Genomic DNA, 20,743 nt, shown 5'->3' on the forward strand with positions numbered 1-20,743 from the left:
GGCCGATGGAAAGCCCTTGATCTTTGCCGCCGCCGCGCGCACCTGCCAGCCATGCTGACCGTTGCCGCCTTCTATCGCTTCGCACCCGTTCCGGACCCTGCCGCCATCGTCGCCGCACTGCGCGAGACGGGCGGGCCCCTTGGCCTTTCCGGCACGATCCTTGTCGCGCCCGAGGGGGTGAACGGCACCATCGCCGGTCCGGCGGAGGATGTTGCGGAAATCCTGCGCCGCCTTGCCGCCGAGCCTGGCATGGAGGGCATCGCGCCGCGCCTGTCCGGCGCGGAAACCCCGCCCTTCGGACGCTTCAAGGTGCGGCTGAAGCGCGAGATCGTGACCATGGGCCAGCCCGCCGCCGATCCGCTGCGCGGCACCGGCACCCATGTGCCCCCGGCCGACTGGAACCGGCTTGTCGACGACCCCGCGACGGTTCTGATCGACACCCGCAACGCCTATGAAGTGTCGGTCGGCACCTTTCCCGGCGCACTCGACCCCGCCACCGACCGTTTCCGCGACTTTCCCCTCTGGTGGCAGGCCAACCGCGACCGGCTGGCGGGGCGCCGGATCGCGATGTTCTGCACCGGCGGCATCCGCTGCGAGAAGGCCACCGCCTGGCTGGTCGCCCAGGGTGTGCCCGAGGTCTACCACCTGCAGGGCGGCATCCTGCGCTATCTGGACGAGATCGCCCCGGAAGACTCGCGCTGGCAGGGTGAGTGTTTCGTGTTCGACGGCCGGGTGACGCTGGGCCACGGCCTGACCCCCGGCAGCGCCACGACCTGCGGCGCCTGCCGCCGCCCGCTGTCGGCAGCCGACCGCGCGAACCCGGCCTTCGAGGAAGGCGTCGCCTGCCCGGCCTGCGCGGCGGAATACGGCGCCGCAGACCGCGCGCGTTTCCGCGAGCGCCACCGGCAAATGGCCCTGGCGGCCGCGCGCGGCACGCGGCACCTCGGGGCGTGACACGGCGCGCCGCGGGGCGCCGGCCTCAGATTGCGGCGAGCAGCGCCTCGCCGCCCGAGATGTCGCAACTGCCGCGGCTTTCCTCGACATGCAGCACCTTCACCACACCATCCTCGGCATAGAGCGCATAGCGCATCGAACGGTCGTAGAACCCGGCGGGCGGCGCGCTGAAGGCCATGCCGACCGATTTGGTGAACCCGGCATCGGCATCCGCCAGCATGGTGATTCCGGCAGCGGTCGCCCCGGTGGATTCGCCCCATGCCGCCATCACGAACGGATCGTTCACGGCGATGCAGATCACCGCATCGACACCCTTCGCGGCAAAGCCCGCGCGGGTGCGGATGAAGCTCGGGACATGGGCGGCGGTGCAGGTGCGCGTATAGGCGCCGGGCAGCGCGAAGATCACCGCCTTGCGCCCCGCGATCATCGACGAAAGCGTCACGGCCTCGGGCCCCTCGGCGCCAAGGCGCAGCAGGCTGGCATCGGGCAGGCGGTCGCCGGGTGAAATCGTCATCTTGTCACGCTCCTGCGTTGCGTAGGGGTTGCGCCGGGTTATAGGGTAGCGCCGGGGCTGCGGCCAGTGGCGGCGGCAGAAAGACGGGGCGCATGACAAGGGTCGTGGTGATCGGGGCGGGGCAGGCGGCGGCGGCGCTGGCTGCAAGGCTGCGCAGCCTGGGCCATGCCGGCCCGATCACTCTGATCGGCGACGAACCGTCCCCGCCCTATCAGCGCCCGCCGCTGTCCAAGGCCTTCCTGATGGGCGAGATCGCCGAGGATCGGCTGTATCTGCGCCCGCTGGAGTTCTATGCGCAGGCCGACATCCTGCTGCGGACCGGCACGCGCGCCACCGCCATCGACCGGGTTGCGCGGGTGGTCGACACCACCGGCGGCCCGGTGCCCTATGACGTGCTCGTGCTGGCCACCGGGGCGGTGCCGCGCCGCCTGGCGGGCGCCATCGGGGGCGAGCTGCCCGGCGTCTTCACCCTGCGCGGCATCGCGGATGTCGAGGCGATGCGCCCGGCCTTCCGGCGCGGCGCGCGGCTTCTGGTGGTCGGTGGCGGGTACATCGGGCTCGAGGCGGCCGCGGTGGCGCGCAAGCTCGGGCTCGAGGTCACGCTGATCGAACTGGCGGACCGCATCCTGAAACGGGTGGCAGCGCCCGAAACCTCGGCCTGGTTCCGCGACCTGCACCGCGGGCACGGCGTCACGATCATGGAGGGCCAGGGTCTTGCGCGGCTTCGGGGCGCCGACCGGGTGCGCGGCGCCATCCTGCCCGACGGACGCGACATCGCGGCGGACCTGGTGATCGCGGGCGTGGGCGTGACACCCGCAACCGACCTTGCCGAGGCGGCGGGCCTGCGGATCTCGAACGGAATCGCGACCGATGCGCTTGGCCGGACCAGCGAACCCGACATCTGGGCGGCGGGCGACTGCGCCTCGTTCCCGGGTCCGGATGGCAGGCTTCGGCTGGAATCGGTGCAGAACGCGATCGACATGGCCGAGGCGGTCGCCGCCAACATCATGGGCGCCGCCCAGCCCTACGAGCCGAAACCCTGGTTCTGGTCGGATCAGTATGACGTCAAGCTGCAGATCGCCGGCCTGAACACCGGATACACCGATGTGGCGGTGCGGAATTCGGGCGACGGGCGGTCGCACTGGTATTTCGCGGGCGACCGGCTGATCTCGGTCGACGCGATGAACGACGCGCGCGCCTACATGGTGGGCAAGCGGCTGATCGAGACCGGGATAAGCCCCGCGCCCGCCCTGCTGTCCGATCCCGCGACCGATCTCAAGGCGCTGCTGAAGGCATGAGGATCATCGGCGGGCGGTTCCGGGGCACCCATCTGGCCCCGGTCGGCGCGGGCGACCCCGCCGCGCATCTGCGCCCCACCGGCGACAGGGTGCGCGAGGCGGTGTTCAACCTGCTGGAAAACAGCCTGCACCTGCGGTTCGACGGCACCCGTGTGCTCGACCTCTTTGCCGGCACCGGCGCGCTCGGGCTCGAGGCGCTGTCGCGCGGCGCGGCGCGTGTGGCCTTCGTGGATGACGGCACGGCGGCCCGCGCGCTGTTGCGGCGCAACATCGAGATCACCCGCAGCATGGGCGAAACCGACGTGTGGCGGCGCGATGCGACCAGCCTGGGGCAGAACCGGGGGCCCGGCTACGGGCTGGTCTTCCTCGACCCGCCCTATGGCAAGGGCCTGGGCGAGGCCGCGCTGGCCTCGGCGCTGGCCGGCGGCTGGCTGGCCCCCGGCGCCGTGGTGGTCTGGGAGGAAGGCACCCGCCCCCTGCCGCCGCCCGGGCTGGAACTGGTGGACCAGCGCCGCTATGGCGACACCTGGATCACCCTGCTGCGAGGCCCCGCATGACGCCCCCCCGCGCCATCCTGTTCGACTGCGACGGCGTGCTGGTGGACAGCGAGCCCGAAGCCTTCGACCTGCTGGCGGGCGATCTGTCGCGCCACGGCCTGCACCTGTCGCAGGCCGAGATGGAGGCGCGGTTCCTCGGTGGCACGATTCGCGGCCTGTGGCAGGCCGCCCGCGATCTGGGCACCAACCTGCCGGACGACTGGGTGGATGATTTCTACGCCCGGCTCTACGCGCGTCTGGCGCAGGGCTGCGCCCTGATCGCCGGGGCCGAGGCGCTGCTCGACCGGCTGGACGCCGCAGGCATCCGCTATGCCGTCGGCTCGAACGGGGCGCCCCGCAAGATGCAGGTCACCCTGGGCCAGCATCCCGCGATGTGGGCGCGGCTGGAGGGGCGGCTGTTCTCGGGCCAGACGCTCGGCTGCCCGAAGCCCGATCCGGGGCTATGGCTGCATTGCGCGGCGCATCTGGGTGTGCCGCCCGCCGATTGCGTGGTGATCGACGACAGCCCGACGGGTTGCCTTGGCGCCGCGCGCGCGGGCATCCGCTGCCTCGGCCTCGCCGAACACGGCGACGGCGCGCGGCTGGCCGCCGTGGGGGCCGAGGTGATCCATCGGCTGGATCAGGTGCCCGGACGCATCGGCCTTCAGCCCTGAAACAGCGGGAACGTCACCCCCAGCGCCCAGCCCAGATACAGGCCAAGCCCCGCACCCGCCGGCAGCACCCGCCCGGTGGCCCGCGCCACCCTTGACCCCAGCGCCCCGAACAGCAGGAAGAACAGCAGGATCACCGGCAGCACGATCACCAGGAACATCAGCCGCTCGAAATCCAGCGCCACCGCCAGCCCCAGCGACAGGATCGCGACCGACCGCGCCACGATCCGCCGCGCCAGCGGCGCGCGCCCGCCCTCGGTCAGGATGGCGTCGGCGATCATGAAGGGCACGGCCCCCGCAATCATCGCCACGACCACCGGCCCGCGCGCGTCCACCGACCAGAAGGACGCGACATAGGTTTCCAGCACCCAGCCGAACATCCCGATCCCGAAAAGCGCGACCAATGCCGCCACGCGCAGCCCCTCGCGCGACGGCCAGACCGCCCGCCACAGGCCCAGCCGCCAGGTGCCCGCCACCACGACAAAGCCGTAAAGGGACATGTGCAGCATCAGGTAATCCGCCACCAGCACCGGAAGAAACCCGACCTCGACCCCGCGCAGGGCGACCGGCACCGCGATGCCCGCCGCCGCCAGCAACCCCGCAAAGCGTTGCGGTGACAGCTGGCCCACGGGCTGTGGCGCGGGCCCCCGCCGGTCCATCGCGCCGAACCCGATCCAGCACACCGTCATCACCGCCCCCAGCAGCAGCACGATCCAGCCGCCGCGCAGCGCCACCGCGCCCCGGCTTTCCCGGCCAAAGGCCGCGTCCAGCCAGCCCCGCGTCTCGCCGAGCGTGGTTGCGGAATACAGCACGCCCACATGCTCGACGCCCGGGGCCTGCACCGCCCGCCGTCCGCTGCCCGACACCGGTTCACCCAGGGTCTGGCCAAAGGCCGCGGCGGGATCGCGCATCGTCACCGCCGCCAGCGCCTGGGCAGAAAGGAACCGCTCCCAGGCCCCGGCCACGACCAGAAGGTTGCGCGGCATCTCGGGCGTCACCGCGGCGCTGAACATCGACACCGCCACCACCGCGCCCACGCGCGGGTCACGGATCGCCTGCCGCACCACGATGTCCGAGGCCATCGAATGCCCCACCAGTGCCAGCCGCCCGTCCACGCCGGGCAGTGCCAGCGCCGCGTCCGCCACCCGCGCCAGTTCGTCCATCAGAACCTGCGTCGTGCCCTCGATCACCGTGGGGTCGCCCGACATCGGAACGGGGTTGCGGCCGTGGCCTGCCAGGTCATAGGCCACCGCCACATAGCCCGCCCGGGCCAGCGTGACCGCAAACCCCTCCATCAGCTGCCGCGATCCGGCAAAGCCATGCGCGATGACCACCGCAGGCGCCGGCTCGGCCCCCGGCAGGCGCCACGCCGTCGCGGGTGTCCCGCCCACGGCGAAGTCCGTGCGCTCGATCCCCTCGCGCGCCGCCTCCAGCCGGAAGATCGCAAGCGCGATCATCGCAAAGGCGAACGACAGGATCAGCCAGCGCCGCCTGCTCATGTCATCGCGGCCCGGAAATCCCGTGGGCATTCTGCCGGTTCTGCGGCGGGTTCGGGAAGGCGGCGGCAGGGGGGTGCCCGCCTGCCGGCCGTGGCGGGGCAGGCCGCGTCATCCCCATGTGGGGTGGAACAGCCCGGCGGGCGACAGGGTGAATATCTCGGCCCCCGTCGCCGTCACGCCCACCGAATGCTCGAACTGCGCCGACAGCGACTTGTCGCGCGTCACGGCCGTCCAGTCGTCGGCCAGCACCTTGGTCTCGGGGCGGCCAAGGTTCACCATCGGCTCGATGGTAAAGAACATGCCTTCCTCCAGCACCGCGCCGGTGCCGGGGCGGCCGTAGTGCAGCACGTTCGGCGGCGCGTGGAACACGCGGCCAAGCCCATGGCCGCAGAAGTCGCGCACCACCGACATGCGGTTCGCTTCGACATGGCTCTGGATGGCATGGCCGATGTCGCCGAAGGTCGCGCCGGGGCGCACCGCCTCGATCCCCTTCATCAGCGCGTCATGCGTCACCTGCACCAGCCGCCTGGCCTTCACCGGAACAGTGCCCGCCACATACATCCGGCTGGTGTCGCCGAACCACCCGTCGACGATCACCGTGACGTCGATGTTCAGGATGTCGCCGTCCTTCAGCACCTTGGGGCCGGGGATGCCGTGGCAGACCACATGGTTCACGCTGATGCAGGACGCGTGGCGATACCCCTTGTAGCCGATGGTGGCCGAGGTGACGCCGCGCCGTGCGATCTCGTCGGTGATGAAGCGGTCGATGGCCTCGGTCGTGGCCCCCGGCACCACCAGCGGCGCCACGGCATCCAGAATCTCGGCGGCGACGCGGCCAGCGCCGTGCATGCCCGCGAAATCCGCATCCTCGTGGATGCGGATCCCGTCTCTCGTGATCCTGCCGCGCGTTTCGTCCATGTCCGCAACATAATGAGGCTGAAATGGATTTGCCAGAGGCCGCCCCCGGGGCAGGGCCACGCGGCCCCGGGGGGCTTGGAACCCGCCCGCGTCGGTGCCAATGTCGCATCGCCGCGAGGGGGAGTGACCGCGATGACCAATCCGACAGCCGCCATGCTGGTGATCGGCGACGAAATCCTGTCGGGCCGCACCCGCGATTCGAACATGCACCACCTGGCGGGCGAACTCACCCGCCACGGGGTCCGCCTGATGGAGGCGCGCGTCGTCGCCGACGATCACGGCGCCATCGTCGCCGCGGTGAACGCCCTGCGCGCGAACTGGGACCATGTGTTCACCTCGGGCGGCATCGGCCCCACGCATGACGACATCACCGCCGACGCCATCGCCGCCGCCTTCGGCGTGCCGATCTCCTGCCGCGCCGATGCGATGGCGATCCTTGCGGCGCATTACGACCGCGCGGGCCTGCCCTTCAACGAGGCGCGTCAGCGCATGGCGCGGATTCCCGATGGCGCCAGCCTGATCGACAACCCGGTCAGCGCCGCGCCCGGCTTCACGCTGGGCAACGTGCATGTCATGGCCGGCGTCCCCAACATCTTCCAGGCGATGCTGGCCGGTGTGCTGCCGGGCATTACCGGCGGTTCGCCGCTGTTGTCGCAGTCGCTGACCGTCCACCGCGGCGAGGGCGAGATCGCGGGCGCCTTCGGTGCGCTCGCGGCCGAGTTCCCCGATCTGTCGATGGGGTCCTATCCGTTCATCCGCAACGGCGCGCATGGCACCAACCTTGTCATCCGGGGCACCGAACCCGCGCGGCTTGATGCGGCGATGACACGTCTTGCGGCGCTGTTCCCCCCGCAATGACCGACCTCGCCCTGGGATTGATCGCCGCGATGGGCGACAGCTGGCCGCCGCTGGCCGAGCACCGTGTCGGCCCCTGGCGCCTGCGCGAGGGCGGCGGCGGCGGCAGCCGCGTGTCCTCGGCGATCGCCGAGGGGCCGGTGGGTCCGGCCGACCTGCCCCTCCTGGAGCAGGCCGCCGCCCGGCTGGGCCAGAAACCCATCGTGATGCTGCGCCCGGGCGACGGCGCGGTGGACGCGCTGCTGGCCGAGGCGGGCTGGCACATGCAGGACGAGACCGTGCTGTACCTCGCGCCCTCCGAGACCTTCCCCGAAGCGCCGCCGATGGCCACCTTCGCCATCTGGCCGCCACTGGCCGTGCAGACGCAGATCTGGGCCGACGGCGGCATCGGCCCCGCCCGTATCGCCGTGATGGATCGCGTGCGCGGGCCCAAGGTGGCGATTCTCGGCCGCGTGTCGGACCGGGCCGCGGGCGCCGCCTTTGTTGCCGTGGCCGACGATACCGCCTTCCTGCACGGCCTTGCCGTTGTGCCAGCCCTGCGCCGCCAGGGCTGCGCCCGCGATATCCTGTGGGCGGCAGGCAACTGGGCACGATCGGTAGGGGCACCCCGTCTGGCGCTGGCGGTAACCCGCGCGAATGCCGGGGCCCGCGCGCTCTACGCTTCACAGGGCATGGAAGTTGTGGGAATGTATCACTATCGCACGAAGTGAGCCCGCAGAGGCCAGAGCAGTTGACACGACGGATCAGATCAGCGGCGCGGATCGCGATTCTCGCTCTTGCCTGCGGGCAGGCGGGTCCGGCGCATGCAATCGATCTCGCCTTTCCCGGCCCGGCCCGGATCACCGCCCTTGCGCAGGAACCGGCGGGCAGCGTCGATGTCCCCGTCGGTCCCTGGATCGCGGGCGCCCTGCCCACCCGCGCCGCCGAGGGGCGCGTCGAACGCCGGGCCTGGCGGGTCGAGACGCCCGGCCTGTCCACGCTGGCGCTGATGGCACCGCTGCGCGACCAGATCGCCGCCGCCGGTTTCACCGCGATCTATGAATGCGACACCCGGGCCTGCGGCGGGTTCGATTTCCGCTACGCGGCCGACCTGCTGCCGGAACCCGAGATGCACGTCGACCTGGGCGATTTCCGCTATCTCGCCGCCGAACGCGGCCCCGAGATGCTGGCGCTGATCGTCAGCCGCTCGGCTCTGGCCGGGTTCGTGCAGGTCACGCGGGTCCGGCCACGGGGCGCCGATGCGGCCCCGGATACCACCCTTCTCCTGGCCGACGCGGGGACGCCCCGGTTCGCGCCCGACCCGGGCGGCACCCCCGCCGGTCCACAGGCCGCACCCGGGGCTGCGGTGTCGCTGTCCGGTTCGAACGCACCCTCGGACATGCCCGCCCGCGTCATGGCCGATCTGGAAACGCATGGGCGCGCGGTGCTTGACGATCTGGTCTTCGACAGCGGCGCAACGCGGCTCGCCGACGGCGACTATGGCTCGCTCGCCGCGCTGGCCGACTGGCTGCGTGCCGATCCGTCCCGCCACGTCGCGCTTGTGGGGCACACCGACGCCTCCGGCGGGCTGGACACGAACATCGTGATCTCGCGCCGCCGGGCGGACGCGGTTCGCGCCGAACTGATCGGCACCCATGGCATTCCGGCCTCCCAGGTCAGCGCCGAAGGCGTGGGCTATCTGTCGCCCCGCGCCAGCAACGCGACCGATGAGGGCCGCCAGGCAAACCGGCGGGTCGAGGCCGTGATCACCACCACCCCCTGAAACCGCGCTGCCCGCGGGGATTGCACCACCCGGGCGGTCATGGTCAAACTCGCGCGCCGCCGCATGGCGGCCGGATCGAAGGGGAGTAACCGCATGGCATTGACGGACAACGTGGTTCTGGTCACGGGCGCAAGCCAGGGCATCGGACGCGCCACGGCGCTGGCCTTCCTGCAGGCCGGTGCCAGGGTCGTCCTTGTCGCCCGCAGGGCCGACCGTCTGGCCGAGATTGCGGCCCCCTACGGCGCTGCCGCGATGGCCTGCGCCTGCGACGTGACCGACGAGGCGCAGGTCGATGCGATGTTCGCGCAGATCGCCGCACGGTTCGGCAGGCTGGACGTGGTGTTCAACAACGCGGGTGCCGCGCTCTTGTCGACGCCGCTGGGCGACATCGGCTTTGCCGACTGGCGGCGCGTCGTCGGGGTGAACCTTGATGGCGCGTTCCTGATCGCGCGCGGCGCGTTCCGGATGATGCGCGACCAGAGCCCGCAGGGCGGGCGCATCATCAACAACGGCTCGATCTCGGCCCATGCGCCCCGGCCGGGCTCGGCGGCCTATACCGCCTCGAAGCACGCGATCACCGGCCTGACCAAGTCGATCTCGCTCGACGGACGCGCCCATGACATTGCCTGCTGCCAGATCGACATCGGCAACGCCGCCTCGGACATGACGCAGGCCATGGTCAAGGGCGTGCCGCAGGCCGACGGATCGCTGCGCCCCGAGCCCGTGATGGATGTCGCGCTCGTTGCCCGGGCGGTGGTCCAGATGGCCGACCTGCCGCTCGACGTGAACACGCAGTTCATGACGATCATGGCCACCAAGATGCCCTTTGTCGGCCGCGGCTAGCGGCCGGGCGCACCGGCCACGCCGGACCGACAGGCACGGAAAATGTGGCTGGCGCGGGGCGCCCGCGCCGGAAAACCGCCCCACCGCCGGCCGTCATCCCGGCTGCGAAGACAAATTATCATTATATTTCATATACATGTGAACCGCCTGAACGCTCTCGCGATCATGGCTCAAAGAAAGTCGAAAAAAGTCGAGAAAAATTTTGCTGGGGCGAAACTCTGTCTGCAATCCGTCCGTTCTTGGGCTCGGGTGGGCTGAAACAGACAACGACGGAGTGACACAAGATGACCATCGCTGCTGCCTGCCGCCCGGCTTTCCCCTCGGCCTTCCGTGCCTCGCCGGAATTCTGCGCCACGCTCACGGCCGCGAATGCCGCGCCGCGCCGCCCCTCGGGCGCCGCCCGCCGCACCGACCGCGTGACCCGCGACGAGATCGCCGCGCTGTTCGCCGCCGATCTCTACGCCGCCGTCTGATCGCGCCGCAGAACCCTCATCCCAGCACAGACCGAAGGAACACCGCCATGACCCTGCTCGCCAAGGCCCGCCAGAACCGCCTCACCGCGATCGCCGTCGCCGCCGAACTGCGCAAGCGCCGCGCCGCCGAAGCCGTCCCCGCGTTCAAGTCGCGCCGCACCGCCGACAACCTGAACCACGCGCCGCTCGCGGCCATCCGCGCCGCCTGACGCCGGAGGACATGACCATGACGCTTCTCGCCAAGGCCCGCCAGAACCGGCTGATCGCACTCGCCGCCCGGCCGAATACCGGCCACACCGACCGCGCCTGACCGCCGCATCCCGCCCGGCCCCGCTGGGGGCCGGGATGCCCGGCCTCAGAACCGCTCCGCCCGCAGCACCTGCGCATCGGTCACGCTGACCACGCCGATATGCCGCTCGACAACCGCGAAGGCGGCCTCCAGCAGCCCTTCCAGCCGCTCCGGCCGGATCAGGCAGACCACCGCCACCATCCCGGCGCGGCCCACCTGCCCCTCGCGGCTCCAGGTGCCCGACCGCCCCGAACCGCCCAGCACCGGCAGCACGGTGAATCCGGTCACCCCGGCCGCCGTCAGCGCCCCGGTCAGCCGCCCCTCCATCGGCGCCTCGATGATGATCTCCACGCGCTTGGCGTCATGCGTCCGCATCTCATCCCCCCGCGGTCGCCGCCGCGACCGCCGCATAGGCCGGTATCCCGGCGATCAGGTTGAACGGAAAGGTCACCCCCAGGCTCAGCGTCAGGTAGACGGACGGGTTCGCCTCGGGCAGCGCCACGCGCATCGCCGCGGGCACCGCGATATAGCTCGCGCTGGCGCAGAGCGTCATCATCAGCGCCACGCCCCCCGCCGACAGGCCCAGCACCAGCCCCCCCGCCAGCCCCGCGGCCGCCCCGGCCACCGGCATCAGCAGGCCGAACCCCACCGCCCCGGCGCCCAGCGACCCCCGCACCCCGCGCAGGCCCCGCCCCGCCACCAGCCCCATGTCGAGCAGGAACAGGCACAGCACCCCCTGGAAGGGCGCGGTGATGAAGGCGTCGATCCGCGCCTTGCCCGGCTCGCCCGTGGCCATCCCGATCAGGAAGGCCCCCACCAGCAGCACGATCGACCCGTTCAGCAGGATCTCGCGCCACAGGTGCCCGTCCATCCGGGCGCCGCCGCCGCCGCGCGCCACCAGCCACAGTGCCGAGACGATGGCGGGCGCCTCCATCGCCGCCGCCACCGCGACCATGTAGCCCTCGAACGCCATCCCCTGCGCCTCCAGCACCGAGGTCGCGGTCACGAAGGTGACGATGCTGATCGACCCGTAATGCGCGGCCACCGCCGCCCGGTCGGTCACCGACAGCCGCGTCATCGCCCCCAGCAGCACGAAGGCCACCACCGGCAGCGCCGCCGACAGCGCCACCCCCAGCGCCAGCGCCGCGATCAGCCGCAGGTCGGCGCCGTGGCCCGCCACCGCCACCCCGCCCTTGAACCCGATCGCGAACAGCAGGTACAGCGCCATGCCCTTGGCCACCGCCTCGGGCACCGAAAGGTCCGACCGCGCCAGCGCCGCCGCCAGGCCCAGCGCAAAGCACAGGATCATCGGCGTCAGAAGGTTGGCCTGCGCCAGGGCAAGGATGTCCTGCAAGATGCGCCTCCGGTTGCGGCCCCGCGCCGCGATATGTGCCGCGCGCTCCGGCATGGCAAGCCCCCGCGCCCGCCATTCCGCTTGCCGCGCCGCCGCCCCCCGGGCATCCTGCCCCCGCCGAACGGAGCCGCCGATGACCCCCGCAGACCAAGCCCACGCCGAGGCCGAACGCCTGATCGCGCAGGCGCGCGAGCGCGGGGCAACCCGTCTCACCCTGTCTGGTCACTCGACAGACGCGCTGTACCCCCTCGACCGTATCCCCGACAGCATCGCCACCCTCCCCGCGCTCGCCGCGCTCGACCTCTCGTTCACGCGGGTCACCGACCTCTCCCCCCTCGCCACCCTCTCCGCCCTCACCACGCTCTCCCTCCCGGACACGCGGGTCACCGACCTTTCCCCCCTCGCCACCCTCCCCGCCCTCGCCACGCTCGACCTCTCGCACGCGCAGGTCACCGACCTCTCCCCCCTCGCCACCCTCCCCGCCCTCGCCACGCTCATCCTCTTGGGCACGCAGGTCACCGACCTCTCCCCCCTCGCCACCCTGCCCGCGCTCGCCTCGCTGGACCTCTCGGGCACGCAGGTCACCGACCTCTCTCCCCTCGCCACCCTGCCCGCGCTCGCCACGCTCGACCTCTCGCGCACGCAGGTCACCGACCTCTCTCCCCTCGGCAATCTCCCCGCCCTCACCACGCTCACCCTCTCGGGCACGCAGGTCACCGACCTTTCCCCCCTCGCCACCCTCCCCGCCCTCGCCACGCTCTCCCTCGCGGGCACGAAGGTCACCGACCTTTCCCCCCTCGCCACCCTCCTCGCCCTCACCACGCTCTTCCTCTCGGGCACGCGGGTCACCGACCTCTCCCCGATCTCCGGGCTCACCGGACTAACCCGGCTCGATCTTGCCGGAACCCCCGTCACCCGTGACGGATTGCGCCATCTGGCGCGGCTGCAACGGCTGGTGACCCACCCGGGGCCAGCCGACCGCCGACCCAAGCACAAGGGTCTGCGCATCGCCTATTGCGCCGCCGCCCGCGAAGACCGCCGCATCGCCGAGATTGCGGACATCGAGGAACCCGGCGAACGGGCGCGGGCGCTGTTCGATTATCTGGCGATGCCGGTGGGCGGGGATGCCGGTGCGCCCGACCCCGACCCGGTTCCCCCCCGTCGTCCCGCACCGCTTGAGATTGTCGTCACCGACACGGCGATCCGCCGCGCCGGTGCGGCAGGGCTGCCACAAAGCGATGCGAACGCCCGCGCCGCCCTCGGTTGGGCCGCGCTTCGGGATCACCGGCAGGGATTTTCCCGTGCCTTCTCGGTTCACAACTATCAGCCGCTTCCTGCCTATCTGCAGGATTTCGACGCCGCCATGGGCGATGCCTATGACCCCGCGCGTGTCATCGCGATTGGTGTGCAGGGCCAGCGTTTGCTCGCGCTGTCACGGAACGCGTCATTCTGCGGCATGCTGCCCATCGGCGCCGACACCGACTTTGTCGCCTTCGCCGCTGCCATCGACCTCTACGTGCGGCGCTTCCCTGACTGGGTGGCCTACCGCGACGAGGCTGACCCGGATGACCTGTCACCCGAAGCAGCCAGGGCGGCCAGGGCCGACCTGCGCGAAATCGAGGGCATCCTGGCCAGGACGCCCGAAGCCGCAGAGGACGTGAAGCAGGAATACCGGTCCGAGGTGGAAGCCGCGATCGGTGATCGGCCGGACGAAGCCGCCGCGAAGGCCGTCATCGCCTCGACCGGCGAAGTCGCCCGCGCCCTGGCCGAACGCGGCACAGAAGACATCGCGCGCAAGCGCCGCAATGCCGATCTTGCACGCAAGGGCGGCGACTACGTCGACCGCAACTTCGTCGCCCCGCTCGGTCTGCCGCTGCACGTCATGAAAAGAATGGAAGCACCGCTTCGGCGCCTGTCGCGTCGCTTTCCCAATCGGCTGGGCTGGATCGACCGCTGGTATGACGCGACATTCCCACCTGACCCACCCCCCAATCCCTAACAAAGGATGAATCCCAAAGGGTCAAACCCTTGAAATCATTGGATTCAAAAAGCGTCCCACGGTGGGACGCCCCCGGCTAGACCGGCACGAAGCCGCCCCTGGCCGGGTCGTACTGTTCCAGCCCGCCCTCGCCCGTGTCGGTCCACAGCCCGTGCAGCGTCAGGTTGCCCGAGGCGACTTCGGAGGCCACGAAGGGAAAGGTCATCAGGTTCTCCAGGCTGACCAGCACCGCCTGCCGCTCCAGCGCCGCCAGCCGTTCCCCGCCGGGCAGCCCCTCGACCCGCCGGTAGCCCGGCCGCAGGATGTCCATCCAGCGGCCGACAAAGCTCGACCGCTCCTCCAGATGCGGCGCGGCGCCCGAACACATGTCGTGGCAGCCCTTCACCCCGCCGCAGTTCGAATGCCCCAGCACGATCACATGCGCCACCCTGAGCGCCGTTACCGCATACTCCACCGCCGCCGAGGTGCCGTGGTACTCGCCGTCCGGGTTGTAGGGCGGCACCAGGTTGGCGACGTTGCGGTGGATGAAGAACTCGCCCTCGTCCGCCCCGAAGATCGAGGTCACATGCACCCGGCTGTCGCAGCAGGAAATCACCATGGCGCGCGGATGCTGCCCGCCCGAGGCCAGACGTCGATACCAGGCGCGGTTCTCCTGATAGGTCGTCGCATGCCAGCCGTGGAAGCGGCCGACCAGATAGGCGGGAAGCGGTCTGACGTGATCCATGCCATTGGTCCTTCGCAGCTTGCCCCCAGATACGCGGGCTTTGCCGAGAATTCGAGACGTTTCGCCGCGCCGCCGCAACCATTTCTTCAGCACGGCGGGCACAGTCTGGCCCCCGGGGTGCGATGCGAAGGTGCGGGTGACATGGCGGCTGAAATTCTGGCCTTCCGGCCAATCGAACGCGTGCGTCAGGACAGCGAGCCGATCGCGCTGATGTATCGCAACATGGGCACATCGGCGGCGGAAGAGGTGGTCACGCGGGCCCTCGCCGAACTGGCCATGACCATGGCGGGCCTGGCCGACCAGGTGCGGGCCCGCGAACGGCAGGACCTGTCGCGCCAGCTGCGGCGGCTGCAGCGGATGGCGGAACAGCTGGGCATGGTCAGCCTGGGCCATGTGGCGGCCGACATCCGCCGCTGCCTCGACCAGGGCGACCCGACCGCCTTCGCCGCCGTCTGGGCCCGGCTGATGCGGGTGGCGGAATGCTCGCTCGCGGCCGACAAGGGATGGCTCGACCAGCGGCCCTGAGGGGGTTGCGGCGCGGACGGCACAGGATAGGGTCGTGGGGCGCGGCACTGGCCGCCTTGCCCGATCAGGTTCATCCATGCCCCTCTCCACTCTCCGCTTCGCCCCGCCCGATGCCAACGCCCTGACCCTGCATGTGGCGGGGTCGGACAAGCTTGCAGAGGTTCTGGCCTCGCTGCCGCCCGCGCAATCCGCCTGGCTCTCGGCCACCGGCTGGACGGCGGCGGCGGGCGATCTGCGGGTGCTGCCGGGGCCCGACGGGATACCGGCGGGCGCGGTGATGGGCCTTGGCGCCGCCGCCGCCCGACCCCGCCATCGCTTCCTGATGGCCCGCGCGGCGGGCGGTCTGCCGGCAGGGCCGTGGCGCATCGAAGGACTCGGCGACGCCGACGACCTGGCAGAGGCCGCACTGGCCTGGCTGCTGGCGGGCTACGGGTTCGACCGTTACCGCATGCCGAAGGAACCCCGCGAACCGGCGCTGCTGGTGCCGCCGCCGGCGGTCGATACGGAACGTCTGATCGCCATCGCGACGGGTGAGGCGCTGACCCGCGACCTGGTGAACACCCCCGCCGCCGACATGGGGCCGGACGAGCTGGAAATCGCGCTGCGCGATCTGGCGCGGCGCCACGGGGCGCAGGTGACGGCGATCCGCGGGGACGACCTGCTGACCGAGAACCTGCCGATGATCCATGCGGTCGGTCGCGCCAGCCCGCGCGCGCCCAGGCTCCTGGACCTTCGGTGGGGCGCCGCCGGACCCGCCGTCACGCTGGTCGGAAAGGGTGTCTGCTTCGACACCGGAGGGCTCGATCTCAAGCCGTCGGCCGGGATGCTTCTGATGAAGAAGGACATGGGCGGCGCGGCGACGGTCATGGGCCTCGCGCACATGATCATGGCAACGGGCATGGCGATACGCCTGCGGGTGCTGATCCCGGCGGTCGAGAATGCGGTGTCCGGCAACGCGATGCGCCCGCGCGACATCCTGACCTCGCGCAAGGGCCTGACGGTCGAGATCAACAACACGGATGCCGAAGGGCGTCTGGTGCTGGCCGACGCACTGGCCCTGGCCTGCGAGGAGACGCCCGACATCGTGGTTTCCATGGCCACGCTGACCGGCGCGGCGCGGGTGGCGCTCGGGCCGGATCTGGCGCCGTTCTACGCGACCGACGATACCCTTGCCGACGGCCTGGAACGGGCCGCCGCGCAGGTGCGCGACCCTGTCTGGCGGATGCCGTTCTGGGACGCCTATGAACCGCTGATCGAGCCGGGCATTGCCGATCTCGACAATGCGCCATCGGGCGGGATGGCGGGGTCGATCACGGCGGCACTGTTTCTGCGCCGCTTCGTGACCTGCCGCCGCTATCTGCATTTCGACATCTACGCCCATCAGCCCGCCGACGCGCCCGGCCGCCCGAAGGGCGGTGTCGGCCAAGGGGCGCGGGCGCTGTTTGCCGCGTTGCCGGGGCTTGCACGGACATGACCGACCGGCGGCTGACCCCGGCCACCGCCCGCGTCGCGCATGAGTTGCTGCGCGGGCAGGTCGATGCCCCCGTCTTCACGGCGGGTGAGCGGTTCGAGGTGCGGGTGCCCCTGGCCGATCTTCTGGCGTCGCCCGGGGGGGCGATCGACCGACAGGTCCTGCTGGGCGAAGGCGTGACGGTGATCGACCGGATGGCGGGCTTTGCCTTCGGGCAGGTGGCAAGGGACGGCTATTGCGGCTGGCTGGCCGAGGGCGCGCTTGGCACGCCAACCGGTGTCTCGCACTGGGTGGCGACGCTGGGCACGCATCTTTATGCGGCGGCGCGGGTGCAGGCGCCGGTGCTGGGCAGCCTGACGATGGGCGCGCGGCTGCGGGTGACCGGACAGACTGGCGCCTTCGCCGAAACCCCGCACGGGCACGTACCCGCCGCGCATCTCTGCCCGCTCGGGTCATGGCACTCCGATCCGGTCGAGGTGGCGGCGATGTTCCTGGGGGTGCCCTATCTCTGGGGTGGCAACAGCCGCGACGGGTTGGATTGCTCGGGCCTCGTGCAGGCAGCCCTGCTGGCCTGCGGATGGCCCTGCCCCGGCGACAGCGATCTTCAGAGGGCCGCGTTTCCCGCGGTCTCTGGCACAGTCCGGCGCGGCGACCTGCTGTTCTGGAAGGGCCATGTCGCGATTGCCGTCGACGAGGCGACGATCATCCACGCCAACGGCCACCACATGGCCGTCGTCGTCGAGCCGCTGGCCGAGGCGGTCACCCGCATCGGCCCGCCGGCCGGCTGCCACCGGCCCGACGCGCTCAGAGGATGAAGTTCGATTCGAGCATCGCGATCACACCGTCCAGCACGATGACCATGTCGCTCGCTTCGCTGCCGACCAGCTGCACCTCGATGGTGGTCAGCCCGGTCTGGTTGCTGCGGACCGCACGCACCTCGCCACCGGCGCCGCTGAACGGATTGATCCCGATGAAGACGAACGCCTGATCCCCGCCGGTCAGTGGATCGGCGTCGATCTGCGACAGGTCGATGAAATCCTGATTGCGGTTGAAATCGGTGATGCGGTCGGGCGCCTCGGCAATACTCTCGCCGATCGCGTTGAACACGAAGACGTCGGGGTTGCCACCACCGGTCATGGTATCCTGGCCAAAGCCGCCGACGATCGTGTCGGCGCCATTGCCCCCCGACAACACGTCATCACCGTAGCTGCCATCCAGATAGTTGGCACCGTTGTCGCCAGTCAGCGTGTCGTTCGCGGTGTAGCCGCGCAAGCCCTCGATCGACACGAAGGTCTGCACATTGCCCGCACCGTCAAGGCCGGTCCCGGTCTGAAGGTTCGCAACGAACGGCGCGACATGGCCGAACAGTTCGACCATGTCGAAACCGCTGCCTCCGTTGAACAGTTTGGCGCCCGAGCCCGACCCAAAGGTGGTGTCGTAGTAGATGACGTCATCCCCCGCGCCGCCGAAGGCCGAGTCATTGCCGGAGTTGGCATAGATCACGTCACTTCCGGCGCCGCCATCCAGCACGTCATCGCCGGCGCCGCCCACCAACACATCGTTCCCGGCCCCGCCATAGGTCAGGATGCCATCCTCTGCGTTGCCGTAGATCGTATCATTGCCCGCGCCGCCATAGAGCGTTGCGCTGCCGTTGCTTCCGCTGAGGATCAGGTCGTTGCCCGCACCCCCGAAAAGCAGGTCACCACTGGAGTTGCCGATGACGTTGTCATCTCCGCCGAGGCCTCTGAGCGTGACACCCACGAATGCCTCGCTGGTGATCGAATTCGAGCTGCCATTGCCCGTCCCGACCAGCCCCGCTGCCGCGCCTGTCAGGATCAGACGTTCGACATTGCCCGTCAGGGAGTAGCTGACCGAGGAATAGACCGTGTCGAACCCTTGGTTCGAACTCTCGGAAATCGTGATGGCGGCATCATCAATGTAATAGGTGTCGTCGCCTGCACCGCCATAGACAATTCCGGTGACCTGCCCGCCCCGACCGTCGAAGAGGTCGTTGCCCGGCCCCATCAGCACGTCACCATCGATCAGGCCAGTGTTGATGATGACGTCGTGACCAAGGCTTCCGGATTCGGCGACGCCCATCGATACGGAACCGCTGATGGTGCCGCTGTTGCGCAGCGTGTCGTTTCCGGATCCCATGTCGACACTGCCGATGATCGTGGCGGTATTGCGGATCACATCGTCTCCGGCACCGGCGACAATATCGCCGAGGATCCGGCCGTCGTTCAGGATGGTATCGTTGCCCTGTCCTGCGGTCTCGGTGTTTCCGCCACGGACGATGCCGATGATCTCGCCGGTGTTCTGCAGGGTATCGTTTCCGCCCCCCAGGTCGACAAGGCCATGAATCGTGCCGCTGTTGATCAGGATGTCATCGCCCGTCGACAGGTTCACGGTGCCGACAATGCTGCCGATGTTGTCGACCGTATCGATCAGGCCGCCGCCGAGCACGTTGCCGAACACAGCGCCGGTGTTCGCCATGTCCAGCGAACCCTGTCCCACCTGAACGGCGGCAACCCCCCCCTGCGAGCCGATCATGCCGGTGTTTGTGAGAAACAGGGTTATGTTGGCGCCGGTGCCAGTGCGGATGGCGGGCTGCACGGACGAGGTTTCGATCGTGCCCGAGTTGTGGATGAGCGCCGCCGAATTGGATGTGTTGCCAGCGGTGTTGGCCAGGAACACGCCGCCCGAACGCCCCGAGATGAACCCGGCATTGTGCAGTGTAAAGACGTTGAAGAAGTTGCCCGAGATCGCAATGCTGGAACCGGAGGTAATGCTGCCTGCGGCACCGACCGTGATCGAGTTGTTCGAACCGCCGGCGACTGTCACGCCGACGGCGTTTCCGCTGGCCACCGAACCGAACACCTGAAGGGTTGCGGTATCCGTCATCGTCACGGGCGAGGACGCGATGCTGTAGAGCGTCGAACCCAGTGTGACGAAGCCAGATTCCGAACCGGTCAGCGACTGTGTGGTCGTGCTGGTACCCGTGATAAAGAAGTTTGCCATGGTCGGCCCTCAATTGCTTGAACAACGACACAAACTTCCTTTGGTATCCCCTTCGTGTCCACCTTTTTCTGACCTGCCATGTTGCCGGACGTTCAGATGCAGCGTCCGCCATCGACCTCGAGCGCGGCACCTGTGACCATCGCGGCCTCGTCGGAACACAGGAACAGCGCGGCGTTGCCCATGTCGTCGGGCGTCGAGAAACGCCCCAGCGGGATCGTCGCAAGGAACTTCGCGCGCATCTCGGGCGTGTCCTCGCCCAGAAAGCGCTTCAGCAGGGGCGTCTCGCCCGCGACGGGGTTCAGCGCGTTCACCCGGATGCCCCAGGGCGCCAGTTCGACCGCCATCGCCTTGGTGGCGGTAATCATCCAGCCCTTCGAGGCATTGTACCAGTTCAGCCGCGGGCGCGGGCTGACCCCGGCCGTGGACGCGATGTTCAGGATCGTGCCGTGCCTTGCAGCCTTCATCGCGGGCACGACATGGCGGGCCGTCAGGTAGACCGACTTGGCATTCACCGCAAGCACACGGTCGAACTCGTCCTCGGTCACGTCTTCCATCGGCTGCGGCAGGTGGGTGATGCCCGCGTTGTTCACGAGAATGTCGATGCCGCCCCCGGCCAGCACCGCCGCCGCCATCGCCGCCACGCTGTCACCCCTGCTGACATCGACCTGCACGGCGGTTCCGGCGATCTCGGCCGCGACGGCACGGGCCGCGTCGGCGTCGATGTCGGCCACGACAACCCGCGCCCCTTCGCGCGCGAAGCGGCGCGCGATCCCCGCGCCGAACCCCGATCCGCCACCGGTGACCACCGCACATTTGCCTGCCAGACGCATCCTTCCCTCCGCTCGGGTGCCCCGATCACCTTGACCGCGCGACGTCGGACTGTCGAGGCGCCGCCTGCGCCGGGGCGCCTTGCCGACGGCGAGTGTCTCTGGCATCCTGCCGCGGGCCGCGGCGATGGCGTCGCTGCAACGCAAGGCCCCTCCGTCCTGAACGCCGGGACCTTTAGGGGTCCCCATCCGCATGGCGGACCCCCCTGT

22 protein-coding genes are annotated in these 20,743 nt (G+C 70.1%); 14 read left to right on the forward strand and 8 right to left on the reverse strand.

The window, feature by feature from the left end:
• The first annotated feature begins 51 nt into the window (after window positions 1-51).
• Entirely contained in the window at window positions 52-954 is a 903-nt protein-coding gene (locus tag KF887_00310) for a rhodanese-related sulfurtransferase (GenBank protein QYK41625.1), read from the forward strand.
• 25 nt (window positions 955-979) lie between these two features.
• On the opposite strand, the gene KF887_00315 is transcribed toward KF887_00310, so the two are convergent.
• Complete coding sequence (locus KF887_00315; GenBank protein ID QYK41626.1) at window positions 980-1,468, reverse strand: peroxiredoxin; 489 nt, start codon at window positions 1,466-1,468, stop codon at window positions 980-982.
• 92 nt (window positions 1,469-1,560) lie between these two features.
• Between KF887_00315 and KF887_00320 the strand changes: the two genes are divergently transcribed.
• Genes KF887_00320 through KF887_00330 form a run of 3 tightly spaced genes read left to right on the forward strand, consistent with a single transcriptional unit; the run spans window position 1,561 to window position 3,976 of the window.
• The gene (locus KF887_00320) at window positions 1,561-2,766 is read left to right on the forward strand and encodes an NAD(P)/FAD-dependent oxidoreductase (GenBank protein QYK41627.1); all 1,206 of its coding nucleotides are present in this window, start codon (window positions 1,561-1,563) and stop codon (window positions 2,764-2,766) included.
• Entirely contained in the window at window positions 2,763-3,323 is a 561-nt protein-coding gene (gene rsmD, locus KF887_00325) for a 16S rRNA (guanine(966)-N(2))-methyltransferase RsmD (GenBank protein QYK41628.1), read from the forward strand. Before KF887_00320 ends, rsmD begins: the two co-directional genes overlap by 4 nt.
• Window positions 3,320-3,976 (forward strand): HAD-IA family hydrolase, encoded by a 657-nt coding sequence (locus tag KF887_00330; protein ID QYK41629.1) that lies wholly within the window; start codon window positions 3,320-3,322, stop codon window positions 3,974-3,976. The genes rsmD and KF887_00330 overlap by 4 nt, the downstream gene beginning before the upstream one ends.
• On the opposite strand, the gene KF887_00335 is transcribed toward KF887_00330, so the two are convergent.
• A complete protein-coding gene (locus KF887_00335; GenBank protein QYK41630.1) occupies window positions 3,967-5,472 on the reverse strand; it encodes an alpha/beta fold hydrolase in 1,506 nt (501 codons plus the stop codon). The genes KF887_00330 and KF887_00335 overlap by 10 nt on opposite strands.
• Before the next feature lie 108 nt (window positions 5,473-5,580).
• Window positions 5,581-6,390, reverse strand: a complete 810-nt coding sequence (map, locus tag KF887_00340) for a type I methionyl aminopeptidase (GenBank protein ID QYK41631.1) — start codon at window positions 6,388-6,390, stop codon at window positions 5,581-5,583.
• A gap of 132 nt (window positions 6,391-6,522) precedes the next feature.
• Between map and KF887_00345 the strand changes: the two genes are divergently transcribed.
• The 6 genes from KF887_00345 to KF887_00370 all read left to right on the forward strand — a co-directional run bounded on the left by KF887_00345 (window position 6,523) and on the right by KF887_00370 (window position 10,532).
• Window positions 6,523-7,248, forward strand: coding sequence for a competence/damage-inducible protein A (locus KF887_00345; GenBank protein QYK41632.1), 726 nt, complete (start codon window positions 6,523-6,525; stop codon window positions 7,246-7,248).
• Complete coding sequence (locus tag KF887_00350) at window positions 7,245-7,955, forward strand: GNAT family N-acetyltransferase (GenBank protein ID QYK41633.1); 711 nt, start codon at window positions 7,245-7,247, stop codon at window positions 7,953-7,955. Before KF887_00345 ends, KF887_00350 begins: the two co-directional genes overlap by 4 nt.
• 20 nt (window positions 7,956-7,975) lie before the next feature.
• Window positions 7,976-9,007, forward strand: coding sequence for an OmpA family protein (locus KF887_00355; protein ID QYK41634.1), 1,032 nt, complete (start codon window positions 7,976-7,978; stop codon window positions 9,005-9,007).
• Window positions 9,008-9,100: 93 nt separating this feature from the next.
• A complete protein-coding gene (locus KF887_00360; protein QYK41635.1) occupies window positions 9,101-9,850 on the forward strand; it encodes an SDR family oxidoreductase in 750 nt (249 codons plus the stop codon).
• Between the two features lie 284 nt (window positions 9,851-10,134).
• Window positions 10,135-10,323: a hypothetical protein gene (locus tag KF887_00365; protein ID QYK41636.1), complete on the forward strand. Its 189-nt coding sequence runs from the start codon at window positions 10,135-10,137 to the stop codon at window positions 10,321-10,323.
• Between the two features lie 47 nt (window positions 10,324-10,370).
• Window positions 10,371-10,532 carry a hypothetical protein gene (locus tag KF887_00370; GenBank protein QYK41637.1) on the forward strand — a complete coding sequence of 54 codons (162 nt, stop codon included), beginning with the start codon at window positions 10,371-10,373 and terminating at the stop codon, window positions 10,530-10,532.
• Between the two features lie 146 nt (window positions 10,533-10,678).
• Here KF887_00370 and KF887_00375 read toward each other — a convergent pair whose 3' ends face one another.
• Both KF887_00375 and KF887_00380 read right to left on the reverse strand, forming a co-directional pair.
• Complete coding sequence (locus KF887_00375; GenBank protein QYK41638.1) at window positions 10,679-10,987, reverse strand: transcriptional regulator; 309 nt, start codon at window positions 10,985-10,987, stop codon at window positions 10,679-10,681.
• A 1-nt stretch (window position 10,988) separates the two neighbouring features.
• Window positions 10,989-11,966 carry a sodium-dependent bicarbonate transport family permease gene (locus KF887_00380; GenBank protein QYK41639.1) on the reverse strand — a complete coding sequence of 326 codons (978 nt, stop codon included), beginning with the start codon at window positions 11,964-11,966 and terminating at the stop codon, window positions 10,989-10,991.
• A 133-nt stretch (window positions 11,967-12,099) separates the two neighbouring features.
• Between KF887_00380 and KF887_00385 the strand changes: the two genes are divergently transcribed.
• On the forward strand, window positions 12,100-13,965 hold the full coding sequence (locus KF887_00385; protein QYK41640.1) for a leucine-rich repeat domain-containing protein: 1,866 nt from the start codon (window positions 12,100-12,102) through the stop codon (window positions 13,963-13,965).
• A 76-nt stretch (window positions 13,966-14,041) separates the two neighbouring features.
• Here the strand turns inward: KF887_00385 and KF887_00390 are convergent, their stop codons facing one another.
• Entirely contained in the window at window positions 14,042-14,689 is a 648-nt protein-coding gene (locus KF887_00390; protein QYK41641.1) for a carbonic anhydrase, read from the reverse strand.
• 141 nt (window positions 14,690-14,830) lie between these two features.
• Between KF887_00390 and KF887_00395 the strand changes: the two genes are divergently transcribed.
• From KF887_00395 to KF887_00405, 3 genes are all read left to right on the forward strand, one after another.
• Window positions 14,831-15,214: a hypothetical protein gene (locus KF887_00395; GenBank protein QYK41642.1), complete on the forward strand. Its 384-nt coding sequence runs from the start codon at window positions 14,831-14,833 to the stop codon at window positions 15,212-15,214.
• A gap of 76 nt (window positions 15,215-15,290) precedes the next feature.
• A complete protein-coding gene (locus KF887_00400; GenBank protein QYK41643.1) occupies window positions 15,291-16,688 on the forward strand; it encodes a leucyl aminopeptidase family protein in 1,398 nt (465 codons plus the stop codon).
• Window positions 16,685-17,500: a C40 family peptidase gene (locus KF887_00405; protein QYK41644.1), complete on the forward strand. Its 816-nt coding sequence runs from the start codon at window positions 16,685-16,687 to the stop codon at window positions 17,498-17,500. Before KF887_00400 ends, KF887_00405 begins: the two co-directional genes overlap by 4 nt.
• Here the strand turns inward: KF887_00405 and KF887_00410 are convergent.
• Window positions 17,490-19,706 (reverse strand): calcium-binding protein, encoded by a 2,217-nt coding sequence (locus tag KF887_00410; GenBank protein ID QYK41645.1) that lies wholly within the window; start codon window positions 19,704-19,706, stop codon window positions 17,490-17,492. The genes KF887_00405 and KF887_00410 overlap by 11 nt on opposite strands.
• 92 nt (window positions 19,707-19,798) lie before the next feature.
• The gene (locus KF887_00415) at window positions 19,799-20,536 is read right to left on the reverse strand and encodes a glucose 1-dehydrogenase (protein QYK41646.1); all 738 of its coding nucleotides are present in this window, start codon (window positions 20,534-20,536) and stop codon (window positions 19,799-19,801) included.
• Between the last annotated feature and the right edge of the window lie 207 nt (window positions 20,537-20,743).

This window comes from Paracoccaceae bacterium (assembly GCA_019454225.1).
Taxonomy (GTDB): domain Bacteria; phylum Pseudomonadota; class Alphaproteobacteria; order Rhodobacterales; family Rhodobacteraceae.